The organism is Selenomonadales bacterium 4137-cl (assembly GCA_032334055.1).
Lineage (GTDB): Bacteria > Bacillota > Negativicutes > Sporomusales > UBA7701 > Anaeroselena > Anaeroselena agilis.
In genome coordinates, this window is record JAUOZS010000001.1 from 3,057,501 (window position 1) to 3,070,557 (window position 13,057).

14 protein-coding genes (1 of these 14 running past the window's edge) are annotated in these 13,057 nt (G+C 61.8%); 2 read left to right on the top strand and 12 right to left on the bottom strand.

Annotated elements, in window-relative coordinates; translation table 11 throughout:
- From lysS to panC, 12 genes are all read right to left on the bottom strand, one after another.
- A protein-coding gene (gene lysS / locus Q4T40_16055) for a lysine--tRNA ligase (GenBank protein ID MDT8902754.1) crosses the window boundary here: on the bottom strand, positions 1-1,378 show its 5' portion. It extends 119 nt beyond the left edge of the window; the window shows 1,378 of its 1,497 coding nt (coding positions 1-1,378); it begins with the start codon at positions 1,376-1,378; the stop codon falls past the left edge of the window.
- 26 nt (positions 1,379-1,404) lie between these two features.
- Positions 1,405-1,884, bottom strand: coding sequence for a transcription elongation factor GreA (gene greA, locus Q4T40_16060; GenBank protein ID MDT8902755.1), 480 nt, complete (start codon positions 1,882-1,884; stop codon positions 1,405-1,407).
- 196 nt (positions 1,885-2,080) lie between these two features.
- Positions 2,081-3,175, bottom strand: a complete 1,095-nt coding sequence (locus Q4T40_16065; GenBank protein ID MDT8902756.1) for a shikimate dehydrogenase — start codon at positions 3,173-3,175, stop codon at positions 2,081-2,083.
- A gap of 13 nt (positions 3,176-3,188) precedes the next feature.
- Entirely contained in the window at positions 3,189-4,094 is a 906-nt protein-coding gene (locus Q4T40_16070) for a quinate 5-dehydrogenase (GenBank protein MDT8902757.1), read from the bottom strand.
- A gap of 14 nt (positions 4,095-4,108) precedes the next feature.
- The gene (locus tag Q4T40_16075) at positions 4,109-4,630 is read right to left on the bottom strand and encodes a transcriptional regulator (protein MDT8902758.1); all 522 of its coding nucleotides are present in this window, start codon (positions 4,628-4,630) and stop codon (positions 4,109-4,111) included.
- Positions 4,631-4,731: 101 nt separating this feature from the next.
- Entirely contained in the window at positions 4,732-5,691 is a 960-nt protein-coding gene (locus Q4T40_16080; GenBank protein MDT8902759.1) for a hypothetical protein, read from the bottom strand.
- Positions 5,688-6,671: a tRNA dihydrouridine synthase DusB gene (gene dusB, locus Q4T40_16085; protein ID MDT8902760.1), complete on the bottom strand. Its 984-nt coding sequence runs from the start codon at positions 6,669-6,671 to the stop codon at positions 5,688-5,690. The genes Q4T40_16080 and dusB overlap by 4 nt, the downstream gene beginning before the upstream one ends.
- Before the next feature lie 180 nt (positions 6,672-6,851).
- Positions 6,852-7,628, bottom strand: a complete 777-nt coding sequence (locus Q4T40_16090) for a type III pantothenate kinase (GenBank protein MDT8902761.1) — start codon at positions 7,626-7,628, stop codon at positions 6,852-6,854.
- A 101-nt stretch (positions 7,629-7,729) separates the two neighbouring features.
- Positions 7,730-8,287 carry a biotin transporter BioY gene (locus Q4T40_16095; GenBank protein MDT8902762.1) on the bottom strand — a complete coding sequence of 186 codons (558 nt, stop codon included), beginning with the start codon at positions 8,285-8,287 and terminating at the stop codon, positions 7,730-7,732.
- Position 8,288: 1 nt separating this feature from the next.
- Positions 8,289-9,278 (bottom strand): biotin--[acetyl-CoA-carboxylase] ligase, encoded by a 990-nt coding sequence (locus Q4T40_16100; GenBank protein ID MDT8902763.1) that lies wholly within the window; start codon positions 9,276-9,278, stop codon positions 8,289-8,291.
- 140 nt (positions 9,279-9,418) lie between these two features.
- On the bottom strand, positions 9,419-9,802 hold the full coding sequence (locus Q4T40_16105; protein ID MDT8902764.1) for an aspartate 1-decarboxylase: 384 nt from the start codon (positions 9,800-9,802) through the stop codon (positions 9,419-9,421).
- Between the two features lie 2 nt (positions 9,803-9,804).
- Complete coding sequence (gene panC, locus Q4T40_16110) at positions 9,805-10,659, bottom strand: pantoate--beta-alanine ligase (protein MDT8902765.1); 855 nt, start codon at positions 10,657-10,659, stop codon at positions 9,805-9,807.
- A gap of 260 nt (positions 10,660-10,919) precedes the next feature.
- Here panC and Q4T40_16115 point away from each other — a divergent pair, with 260 nt between their 5' ends.
- A complete protein-coding gene (locus tag Q4T40_16115) occupies positions 10,920-11,597 on the top strand; it encodes a response regulator transcription factor (GenBank protein MDT8902766.1) in 678 nt (225 codons plus the stop codon).
- The gene (locus Q4T40_16120; protein MDT8902767.1) at positions 11,594-12,988 is read left to right on the top strand and encodes a HAMP domain-containing sensor histidine kinase; all 1,395 of its coding nucleotides are present in this window, start codon (positions 11,594-11,596) and stop codon (positions 12,986-12,988) included. The genes Q4T40_16115 and Q4T40_16120 overlap by 4 nt, the downstream gene beginning before the upstream one ends.
- The last annotated feature ends 69 nt before the right edge of the window (positions 12,989-13,057 follow it).

A 13,057-nucleotide genomic window follows, 5' to 3' on the forward strand; every position in this document is an offset into this window, starting at 1 on the left:
CGAACTCGAGCGCGGTGACATAGTCCTCGTCCATCATATGGGCCTCGTCGTCGCCCGAGTCGCGCTGGGCCACCTGGCCGACAAAGCGTTCCTTCTGATCGATGGGATCGTTCAGCTCGGAGAAGCCGTTGGCGATCTCGCGGGCAAAAATGAACGCCTCGAAACGGTCGGTGATATCGGGGTTGTCCTTGTTGCGCTTGGCGAGCGGCGAAATCTCGGTGGGATGGCCGGTGATGAAGGTCGGTTGGACCAGATGCTTTTCGGCCACTTCCTCGAACACATTGTTCAAAATGCCGCCGATGCCCTGCTTGGCTTCGTACTTGACCCCCAATTTATCCGCGATCGCCCGCGCCTCGGGCACCGTCTTGACGGCGGCGAAATCGACGCCGGCGTATTTCTTGATCGCCTCGGTCATGCTGACCCGCGGCCACGGCGGGGTAAGATCGATCTCCTGGCCCTGGTATGTAATCTTTGTCGTGCCCAGCACCTCGAGGGCGACATGGGCGATGACCTGCTCGGTGAGCGCCATGATATCGTTATAGTCGGCAAAGGCCTGATAAGACTCGAGCAGGGTGAACTCGGGATTGTGCTTGATGGAAATGCCCTCGTTGCGGAAGACGCGGTTGATCTCGTAGACCTTCTCGAAGCCGCCGACAATCAGCCGCTTGAGATAGAGCTCGGGCGCGATGCGCATGTAGAGGCGCATGTCGAGTGCGTTGTGGTGAGTGATGAACGGGCGCGCCGCCGCGCCGCCGGCGATGGGATGCATCATCGGGGTCTCGACTTCAAGGTACCCCTGGGCGTCGAAATAGTGCCGCAGCGCCTGGATGACCCTGCTACGGGCTACGAAAGTGTCGCGAACCTCGGGGTTGACGATCAGGTCGAGGTACCGCTGGCGGTACCTGGTCTCGACGTCCTTGAGGCCGTGCCACTTCTCCGGCAGCGGCCGGAGCGACTTGGCAAGGATTTCGAAGCTGGTCACCTTGACGCTGATCTCGCCCTTCTGAGTACGGAAGACCTCACCCTCGACGCCGATAATATCGCCGATATCGAGAAGGCCGAAGTTCTCATACGCGGCTTCGCCGATCGTATCCTGGCGGAAATAGAGCTGGATGCGGCCGGACATGTCCATCAAATGGGCGAAACTCGCCTTGCCGTGGCCGCGAATGGCCACAACCCTCCCGGCCAGGCGGGCCGTCTGCCCCTCAAGCTTGTCAAAGTCGGCGATGATCTCGCGGGCATGGTGGCTAAAATTATATTTGCGGCCAAACGGCTCGATACCCCGAGCCGCGATGGCCGCCAATTTTTCGCGCCGTACGCGCAACAGTTCATTCAGTTCTTCGCCGGTCATAGCGACCTGCTCATGGTTGTCTGTCATTACAAGCATCCCTTCAGGCAGGAACCCTAAGCCCCTTTGATGTCGACAATCTCGTACTTCAGCGACCCCGCCGGCACGTTCACCTCAACGATGCTGCCGACCTTGCGGCCAAGGATGGCCTCGCCCACGGGCGATTCGTTGGAAATCCTGCTTTCCGTCGGGTCGGCCTCGGCCGAACCGACGATGGTATATTCCAGCTCGTCGCCAAACTCAAGATCCTTGAGCACGACCGTGGAACCAATCGTGACGACATCGGCGCTGATTTCGTCTTCGTCAATAAGCTTGGCGTTGCGAAGCATTTTCTCTAGGGTAATGATCTCGCCTTCGATGAAGGCCTGCTCGTTTTTGGCGTCCTCATACTCGGAGTTCTCGCTGATGTCGCCGAACTCGATCGCCTGCTTGATCCTTTCGGCGACATCGCGACGGCGCACCGACTTAAGGTGATCCAGCTTCTGCTCTATCTTTTTCAGCCCTTCAGCGGTGAGGATAATCTGCTTTTCCGGCATTCTTTTGCTCCCCTTCTTATCCGTGGATTGCTTCCCAACCTGTTATTATACTATTCGTCTGACCGGAATGATGCCTCCCGATCGAGCCGGGCAATATAAATAGTGTCAAGCAACGACTTGACACTTGTTTCTATAAGGATGTTACCCCCTCATTGGCATTTATTATAGGCGTAAAACCACCATTTGTCAACGCTTTCTAACAGATTCCCTCCTTCAACAGGGCAGCCCTTGCCCTGATCTTTTCCTTGACGCCTTCAATCTCTTGGGAAGTCACGGCCCGCTCAAAGCTTCGAAACCCGGCCAACCTAAAGCCGTGCTTGGTTGCCAGCTGTTCGATGGTCTCGATCTGCTTCACCGTCAGGTCGCGCCCAAGGCTAAAGTTTTCGTAGCGTTTCTCCAGAGCCAGAATCATCGTCTCAGCCATACATGCATATGCCGTCCGGGGCGGGAAACCGAAATTCAGGCCGAAATCCACCTCGCCGGGAACCTCGACCACGCCGCCCTCGATCACCAACACGTCGTCACGCGCTTCGACGACGCGGCGGGACACGTTGCGGGGCCGGGCAACGTCACAGACGATCGCCCCCGTTTTAAGATCTTCCGGCTCAATGAGAGTATCCACGGCGCTCGTGACAGCGATGACAATATCGGCTGTCTTAAGCGCCCCCTTAGTATTCGCCGTTACCTTTGCAGCTAATCCTGTCGCGCGGAAAATTTGCCCGGCAATTTTCTCCAACTTGGCCTCGTTGCGGGCAACCAGCGTAAGATAACGGACCTCCCGCGCCAGTATCTGCGCGCACGCCGCGCCGATCGACCCGGTCGCTCCCAACACGACGACATTGGCCCGCTCCATGTTGATGCCCAGTGTTTTGGCCGCCTGGCGGGTCCCCTCCAGGGCTGTCGCCACCGTGTAGCTGTTGCCGGTAGTGACGGCGATATTCAGGTTCTGGGCGATGGTGATGCCGGCGTCGCCGACCACCGACGTGAACGCCCCCAGGCCGATGATTTTCGCGCCCAGCTTCTCCGCGATCTTCCCGGCCTTGATTATCTTCTTTATCACATACCCCTCAGGCATCTCAACCATCTGCCGCGATGTTAACGGACAGCCTACAAACCAGCCCTCGGTCTGGTTATGGGGCGAAACCACGCCATCGATATGGGATACCTTGAAAGGAGGGATAAACCTCATAACCCCTTCGATAAAACCGTCAGACCAATTCTTGGCGAAAGGGAATTTGCGGCAGAAATCGCGGGCGGTGATGGGATGGACGACAAAAGCGAATTTTTCCATTGCTTAGTACCCCCTACTCATTCAACGCTTTAATCCGCGGCTCGATATTCATTTCCTCAAGCAGCAGGCCGTAATGCTCGGCGGTCATATCCTCCGGGCGCTTGCCGGCGATGGTGATCAGCACCGCCTCAAGCACGTTGGTGCCGAACGAACGGCCGCCCATCTCCGGAGTCGTGGTCACCAAGGTAGCGATCCCGCTCCTCCGCAGCAGTTCCTCGTCAGCCTGAGTTACCGTATTGGTGATGATCGTCTTGGCGGCCAGATCGGGCGGCATATAGCGCCGGATGAAGTGAAAATCGCCGGCCACGACATCGGCTTCCCGGAAGTAACTGCCGTAACGGGGGCGGGACTCGTTCTGCCGTTCGCCGGTGGGGTAGAACGCGCTCGTCGGCAGGAGGGTTATGAGCGGAGCGACAAACCGCGCCAGCCGTTCGAGAGCCGCGAGCGAGTGCAGAGGAAACGGCAATCCCAGCCCGTACATCAGATCGCCGAACACCGTCTGCGCTCCCGCCGCCGCCAGCGCCTCGGCCAGCCCGAAACGGTCGACGGCGCACACCACCAGCGCCTTCTTGCCGGCGAAACGCATCGCGTGCTTTTGCTCCAGGAAGCGGATTACACGCCGCTCCAGGGTGTTTTTGATGCCGCTGCCGTCGACCACGGGGGTAAAGCGGGCGGCGGCCGCGATGCGGGCCGTATCCCGGAAAGTATAACGCCGCGAGCCGGCATAAATATACAGATCGGTCCCGCCAAGGCCAAAGGCGTCGACCTTGCCGTCCAGAGCGCGGATAAGGGCGATGGCCTTATCTTTATCTCCATCGGTACCGATGCGTTCAATCAGAAAATTTTCGCCGCCAAACTCCCTCACCACCTGATGGTCGCGCTTGGCGGAACCCAGGCTGATGCTGACGATTCTCTTCATGGCGGGCCTCCCGGCTAAAAGTGCAGTTGGCGAATGATAGAGCGTATCGATTCGGGTTTCACGTACTTGTCCTCGTTAATGGGCGATTCGCCGAGCTGAATGCCGATAACATCCTTGTCGAGCAGCGCCTCGATAAGCTTGATACGCATGTTTGAACAGATGATAATGACGACATCGTACGAACGAAGGGTACTGATGATCTCCATAATCGTGTTGAAAAGCTGGACGCCGCTTTTGCTCTCGACGAAATCCCAGCGCTCCTTCTCGGATAGCAGCAGGCAGTAGTCCACTCCTTCCTGCCTTGCCAGCGCCGCCAATTCCTCGCAGTTTTTGATCGGAAAGCCGATGAGCGCAATCCGTCCGCCCTTGCGGACTTCCCCCAGTGTCTCCAGGCGGGAGATCACCGTGCGGTCTAGGCCCACCCTGTTGGCGATTTCCTGCTGCGAAAGACCGCGGCCGCGCATTTCGAGCACTTCGTCAATCACCTTGTGGATTTTCTGCGGGTTTATTATCTTGTCGCCGATGCGCCGGAGCATATCATTCGCTCCCCCATATTATATGTGCACAACCTTGTGTACATACTTATTTTAACATTTTATTTTGCCTGCGACAAGCATTTTTTACCAATTGTTCCCAATCAACCCCAGGGGTCGGCGGCAAACCTGCCGATCACCCGTTTGCCAGTTTCGACCCGCAGTCGGGTGTCGTCGTGGCTCATACCTTTCTTGAGACCCTGAAGCACCCGCAGATCGCGCTCCATCGTAATCCCCAGCTCGCCGGTCAGCTGCGACATCGTTCGCCGCCGGGCGTCGAAGAGCGACCTCCCGAAAGACTTGCCGGCGGCGACGTTGTCGATGAACTCCCGCGCCAGGTAAAACTGGGCGAGGTTGGTCATCTGGTTGCCGCAGGCGCCCGCCCCTGTGCGGCCGAGTATTTCCGGCAACGCGAAGCGCAGGCCAAGCTCGACCGACTGCTTGAGTTCGGCCGTCTCCCTGGCAAGCGAATCGAGCAGCGTGCGGGGCGTGCACAGTCCATAGGTGCGCAGAGCCCGGATAATGCCGTGTTCGATCGTATGCGCCTGTTCCTGGCTTACGAGGCCGCCGAGATTGGCGGAAATATTGACCGCCTTCCCTGTCTCTATGTCGGCGCCGTATATCGTCACCGGTATATCGGTCGGATCGCGAAACTCGGTAAAACCGCCGGCCGGCAGCCAGCCAGCGCCAGAAATGGCCGGATATTCCCGGCGCATCGACCTCAGGTTTAGCGCCTCCACATCCGGCGAAGCGACAAAGCCGCCGGCCGCTTTGAGAGTATGCCAGCGCGCATGGCCCTGCCCTTCCAGCGTCACCGTCGTAACAGGCAGTTCCCGGCCGGCCCCGTCCACGGCCGTGTGGGCGCCGATATGCAAAATCCGGGCCGCTACTCCCACCGGGTATAGCCCCCCGTCCTCGGCCACCCAGGGACAGACCAGCACGTCCCGCCCCGGGCCGGCTCCAGCCAGCGGCTCGTCGCCCTTTTCGACGACAAACACGCCGGTAATCCGCCCGCCGCCCGGCCGCGGTAAAATCCCGTTCGCTACAGGCAAAATCGGCGTCACTCGTCATCCCTCCCTTCCCTACGGTCGCGCAGCGCCGCCAGTATAAGCGCAAAATCCTCGCGGCTTTCCGCCTGGTTCAGCCGCAGGCGGATCTCCGCCGCCCGCGGCAGCCCCTTGGTATACCAGGCGGCGTGACGACGCATCTCCCGGATGGCGATATGCTCTCCCTTATGCCCGATCAGCATTTCCAGGTGGCGGGCAAGCACCGCCAAGCGCTCCTCCAGCGACGGTGGCGGCAGCATCCCGCCGTCCCTGAGATAATGGCCGATCTGGCGGAAAATCCATGGGTTGCCCTGGGAGGCCCGTCCCACCATTACGGCGTCGCACCCGGTCAGGGCCAGAAGCCGCTCCGCGTCCCGGGGCGTGCGGACGTCGCCGTTGCCGATCACCGGGACTTTCACCCGCTCCTTGACGCGGCGGATAATATCCCAGTCGGCCGTCCCGGAGTAGAACTGCTCGCGGGTCCGCCCGTGAACGGCGATCGCCGCCACCCCGGCCTGTTCGGCAAGCGCGGCGATCTCCACCGCGTTGACCGATTCCTCGTCCCACCCCTTGCGGATCTTCACCGTCACCGGCACCTGTACCGCGTCCACCACGGCGGCCAGGATATCCCTGGCCAGCTCCGGTCGGCGCATAAGGGCCGACCCCTCGCCGTTCTTGACGATCTTCGGCGTCGGGCAACCCATGTTGACATCGATGATATCGGCGCCGGCGCGAGCGACGATACGGGCCGCGGCGGCCATCGAAGCAGGTTCCGAGCCGAAGATCTGCACCGCCACCGGCCGTTCCCGGTCGTCGATCCGCAGCATGTCGAGCGTGTGACAGTTATTATGCAGCAAGCCCTTGTCGCTCACCATCTCCGAATACAACAGGCTGCAGCCCATCTCTTTCGCCAGCAGCCTGAAAGGCAGGTCGGTTACGCCGGCCATGGGAGCCAGCACCACCGCCGGTTCGGCGACGGCAACCGCGCCGATCAGCATGTAATCACTCCTGTTCTCGTTTCGGGGGACTCCCGGTATTATTGACACAATTCGCAGCAACCAAACCTAATTCCTCCGGCGGACATGAAAAGCCCCCGCCCGGGCGGACGGGGGGACAGGAAATAGTTAAAGCTCCGGGGCGCGCTTGCTGCTTGCGGGCACGCAATAGAGGGGCGCTTATCAACGGTTGGCGGCCGAATTGCGGCTGAAAATAATCCGCAGACCTTCCAGCGTCAGGAAATGATCGACATGCTTAATCTTCGCCGATTCCTGACCGATCAGATTGGCCAGCCCGCCGGTGGCGACAACCTCCACCGGCTCGCCCATCTCGACCTCCATGCGGCGAACGATCTCGTCCACCTGGCCGACGAAGCCGAAAATGATCCCCGACTGCATGCTGGCGACCGTGTTGCGGCAAATGACCGTCCGCGGTTTGGCCAGCTCGATCCGCGGCAGCTTGGCGGCCCGCTGGAAAAGCGCCTCGGTGGAAATGCCGATGCCGGGGGCGATGGCGCCGCCCAGATAGTCGCCTCCCCTGTCCACGGCGCAGAAAGTCGTCGCTGTGCCGAAATCGACGATAATGACCGGCCCGCCATACTTCTCGTACGCGGCGATGGCGTTCACGATGCGGTCCGCGCCAACCTCCCGCGGGTTCTCATACTTGATGACCATACCAGTCTTGATGCCGGGGCCGACCACCAGCGGGTCGACGCCGAAGTAGCGCTGCGTCATGCGCGTAAGCGGCGCCATCAGCGGCGGCACGACCGACGAGATTATCGCCGCGTCGATGGTGGACAGGCTGATGCCGCGATGGTCGAAAAGATTCTTCACCAGCACGCCGTACTCGTCAGCCGTCTTCAGGCGGTCGGTCGAAATACGCCAGTGATAAAGCAGCTCGTCGCCGTCATAGACTCCGAGGACGATATTCGTATTTCCTACGTCGAAAACCAGCAGCATTTTAATCTCCCCTTGCTCTCTATCTAGGCCGCTGAATCCCGGTTGCGGCGCGTTTGCCTCCGGCGCTTTCCGAACGGCCTATATGCGGATTGTCTTCCGGATTATCGTTCCTGTATATATCCGGCCATCATCAGGGACCGGCGCACCTTAACGCCGACATAAGCGGCCAACGCCGCCTTGACGGCGTCGAACGGCAAAAAGGGCAGCACGGCCAGCGACAGCGCCTTATCCAGCCCCATCGGCTTTTTGAGGAAAAAAGCGAAAGAGGCCATAAACCCGGTGAGGCCGACGGCGTAAATCACCGCCAGGCCGAGGAGCAAAATCAGAAACGTTTTGCCGAAGCCGAGGCGAGCCCGCCCGGTCAGCCAGCCTACCAGCAGGGCACAGAGCGCGAAGCCGAACATAAACCCGCCGGTAGGACCCAGAATATGCATCAACCCGGCTTTGCCCTGATAAAAGACCGGCAGCCCGAAGGCGCCGAGGGCGATCCACACCAGCACGCTTACGAAACCCCAGCGACCGCCGAGGATGATCCCGGCAAGCATCACGAAAAACACTTGCAGCGTATGGGGCACCGGCCCGATGGGAACGCTGATCTGCGAACTTATCGCGATGAGGGCGGCGAACAATCCGGCAAGCGTCATATTGCGAATAGGCATCTTAATAACTTGCTCCTCCCTCTGCGGGCCTAATTGATACATCGCCAGCCAGCACCCTTTCCGTCCCGGTGTCCGTCCGGACCAGGAGCGCCCCGTCGGCGTCGATGTCGACCGCCACCCCGGAGAACCGGCGGCCGGAACCGATCACATCCACCGCCCGGCCAAGCGTCAGCGACCCGCGGCGCCACTCATCGAGGACGGGGGCGAAGCCCTGGTCGAGCGTCTGCCCGTACACCTGTTCCAATTCCTCAAGAGCGGCCAGCAGGATATCCAGGCGCGACAGGGGCCGCCCGGCGGCGATGGATAGCGACGTGGCGAGACTGCGAAGCTCCGGGGGAAAATCGTCGGCGCCGATATTGACGTTGATGCCGATGCCGATGACGATATGGTTGATGGCATCCATCTCGGCCGACATCTCGGTGAGAATGCCCACCAGCTTTTTGCCGTCAAAAAGAATGTCGTTCGGCCACTTAATGCCGCAGTCCACGCCCGCCGCCCGGCGGATGGCGCGACAAACCGCCACTGCGGCCAGCAGCGTGCATTTGGGGGCGTCCTGGGGATTGAACGGCGGCCTGAGCACGATCGAAAACCACACGCCCCTGGCGAACGGCGAAAACCAGCCGCGCGCCAGCCTTCCCCGCCCCACCGACTGCTCCTCCGCCACGACGATCTGCCCCTCGGGGCAGCCGGCGGCAGCCAGCGCCTTGGCCTCGTTATTGGTCGACTCGAGCCGCCGGAAATAAGCGACCGCCCTCCCCAGCCGGCGGGTGGTCAGCCGGGCCTCGATCTCGGCCGGCAGCAGCAGGTCGGGGGCCCGGCACAGACGGTACCCCAGGCGCGGGTGAGCCTCGATGTCATAGCCGTCCTGCTTGAGCGCCCTGATATGCTTCCAGATCGCCGTCCGCGACACGGCCAGCCGGCGGGATACTTCCTCGCCCGACACATAGCTGCCCGGCTCCTCGCGCAGCATCTGCAATATTTCGCCACGCACCACACACACCTCCCCGGGGATTGTTATCTCTATGATAAGAAACAGTTAACAAATTGTCAACTAGACCGTTGATAAAGCCCCGTCGAGCGCTTGCACCTGGGTTTTCCGAACAGTCCAGTCAGGAAAAACATGTCATAGCCTCAGCGGATCTCGCCGTGCTTCTCGGCGTCCTTGACCTCGGCGATACGGTTGCCCTCTTCGAGGAACACCACCGTCGGCTTGAGGGCTCTCGCCTCCTTGTCATCGATAACCGCGTAGGTGATTATAATAACCTTGTCCCCCGGCTGGACCAGCCTGGCGGCGGCGCCGTTCAGGCACACGACCCCCGAGCCGCGCGGCCCCGGGATGGCGTACGTCTCCAGCCGCGCGCCGTTGTTGTTGTTCACCACCTGGACCTTCTCGTTTACGCAGATATCGGCCGCATCCAGCAGATCCTCGTCGATCGTGATGCTGCCCACATAGTTGAGATTTGCTTCAGTTACGGTTGCCCGGTGCAGCTTTGATTTGAACACGGTGCGAAACATGATTATCCCTCCCACTGCAGATTATCGATAAGCCGCGTTTTGCCGATCCGTACGGCCAGCGCCACCAGCGCCGGTCCGGCGACCGTATCCAGCTCCCGTAGAGTGGCCGGATCGCACACGGAAATATAATCACAGGCGGCCAGCGGTTCGCCGCCGATCAGCTCGCCCATTTCCCGGCGGATGGCCGCCGCGTCGCGCTGCCCCGCCTTAAGCCGCTCCTCCGCCAGCCGGAGGGCCCGGCTGAGGACGGTAGCCGCCTGCCGTTCGGCAGGATTTAGATACACATTGCGCGAAGAAAGTGCCAGACCGTCCTTCTCCCTTACTATCGGCACGGTCGCGATCCGCACGTCCATGCTCAGGTCGGCCGCCATCCGCCTGACGACAACCACCTGCTGGGCGTCCTTCTGGCCGAAATAAGCCACATCGGGCCGGACGATATTGAACAACTTGGCGACCACGGTCGCCACGCCGCGGAAATGCCCCGGCCGCCGCGCCCCGCAAAGGCGCTCGGTAATATCCTTCACCTCGACAAAGGTCAGCATGTCGGCCGGCCCCTGCGGATACAGCTCCTCGACCGGCGGCGCGAAAACCGCGTCCACGCCGGCGGAGGCCGCGAGGCGCGCGTCCCGCTCCAGGTCGCGCGGATAGGCGGCGTAATCCTCGTTGGGACCGAACTGCAGCGGATTGACGAAAATGCTGGCGATCACCAGCCCGTGCTCGGCCCGCGCCGTCCGCATCAGCGTCAGATGCCCCTCATGCAGAAACCCCATCGTCGGCACCAGCCCGACGGTCTTGCCCGCCGCCCTTGCCTGCCGGACCAGCGCCCTGACGTCGGCCACCCTGGTGACAATCTCCATTCATAACCCTCCCATCGGAAAATAAAAAAGCTTCCCGGCAAAAGACAGGAAGGCTCGAACAACCTCGCTCCGGTCCTCGCCGTCTCAGTCCCTGCGGATCCAAGCGGTCTAAACCCAAGATATGTATTCGGTTGTCAGGCTGCCTCGGAGGTACGGCTCCCGCTGGGATGCCGCCCGTTATCCGGCAAGTTCCAAGGATAACTTAACCACGACTATAATAGCATCTTTTCGCTACATATACAAGCACGGAGGAAAGAAAAATGACCGTAAAAATACTGGTGGCCGACGACGAAGCCAGCATCCGCGAAGTCGTCCAGCTATACCTCGAACGCGAAGGCTTCACCGTCCACGTCGCCGCCGACGGCGACGCCGCCCTCGAACTCGAAGCCGAAACCCGGCCCGACCTCCTGATCCTCGACATCATGCTGCCGCGCCGCACCGGCTGGGAAATATGCCGCGCACTGCCCCGCCGCGTACCCGTCATCTTCCTCACCGCCAAAAGCACCGAAGCCGACAAAATCACCGGCTTCTCCCTCGGCGCCGACGACTACATAACCAAGCCCTTCAGCCCCCGTGAGCTGGTGGCCAGGGTCAAAGCGGTCCTCCGGCGCAGCGGCCTCATCTTCGCCGACGGCGACGAGCTCGGCTTCCCCGGCCTCGCCATCCGCCCCGCCACCCAGGCGGTCGAAAAGGGCGGCCGGTCGATCAGCCTGTCCCCCAAGGAATTCGACCTCCTTCTCTTTCTCGCGCGCCACCCGCGCATCGTCTTCACCCGCGAACAGCTCCTCACCAACGTGTGGGGCTACGGCTTCGAAGGCGACGACCGCACCGTCGACGCCACCGTCAAAAGACTGCGCCAGAAAATCGCCGACCCGGACAACTCCTTCATCCACACCGTCTGGGGCACCGGCTACAAATTCGAGGTGACCGGCAAATGACCCGGTCGATCTTCAGCCGCCTCTTCCTTTCCTATATCGTCGTCATCCTCCTCGTCACCGTCACCCTCGGCGCCCTGATGGCCTACCTCGTCCGCGGCCAGGTAGTGGAAAACAAGCGTCTCGAAATGATGAAACTCGGCCATTCGGCCGCCGCCGCGCTGGCGCCGGTGCTCGACAACAGCCGCCTGCATACCAGGCTGGAGGTAATAAGCAAACTACTCGGCACCAGAACCTGGGTCGTCGACAAGCAAGGCACGCTGCTCGCCGGCAACCCGCCGGCCCGCTGGCTCAGGAACTACCCCGAAGACTCGCAGCAGATCGAAGCCCTCTTCGCCGGCGCCCCCCAATCCTGGGTACGCAGCGGCCGCCGCCAGGCCGACCCCTCGATCATCGTCGGCGTACCCCTGCCCGGCGCCGCCGCGACGCCCGCCGCCGTCTTCCTCTACACCCCCATCGCCGGCGTCAACCAGACCGTCCAGGCCCTCGACCGCCTGCTGCTCCTCTCGCTCATTCTCGGCACGCTGGTCGCCGCCCTGCTGGGCTTCTTCATATCCCGCGGCCTGACCCGGCCCCTCGCCGACATCAGCCACGCCGCCGCCCGCTTCGCCGCCGGCGACTACGCCAGCCGCACCGCCGCCACCGGCGGCGACGAGATCGGCGGCCTCGGCCGGACCTTCAACACCATGGCCGAATCGTTGGCCAAAACCGAATACAACCGGCGCGAATTCCTCGCCAACGTCTCCCACGAACTCAAAACGCCGGTCGCCTCTATCCAGGCCCTCGCCGAAGCCCTCGCAGACGGCGTGGCGTCAACGCCCGAACATCAGCAGCGCTACCTTGCCACCATCGTCGGCGAAAGCCAGCGCATCGACCGTCTCATCCGCGACCTCCTCGACCTGTCGCAGCTCGAAGCGGGCGAACTGTCGATCGTGCCCGAAAAGACCGACCTCGTCGCCTTCCTTAGCCGCGAAGCCGCCAACTACGGCCACCTGCTCGCCGAAAAAAACCTCACCCTCCGCGTCGACGCCCCCGCCGCTGTCCCGCCCGTGCTCGCCGACACCGGCCGCCTCGCCCAGATCGTCGCCAACCTCGTATCGAACGCCGTCCGCCACTCGCCTGCCGGAGAAACCATCGTGATAACCGTTCAGCCCGCGGCCGGCAAAGTCGCCGTTGCCGTCGGCGACCGCGGCCCCGGCATCCCGCCCGAAGATCAGCCCTATATCTGGGACCGTTTCTACCGGGTCGACAAGTCGCGGGCCCGCAGCGGCGGCGGCACCGGCCTCGGTCTGGCGATAACCAAGCGCCTCGTCCAGGCCATGGACGGCGAAATAACCGTCGAAAGCACACCCGGCCAAGGCGCGAAGTTCACCTTCACCCTCCCCGTCGCCTGAGGGCAAGCATGGCAAAGGACCCGGATGAACTCCGGGTCCTTTTATCTCTCCGCGTCCCCGGCCCCCGCC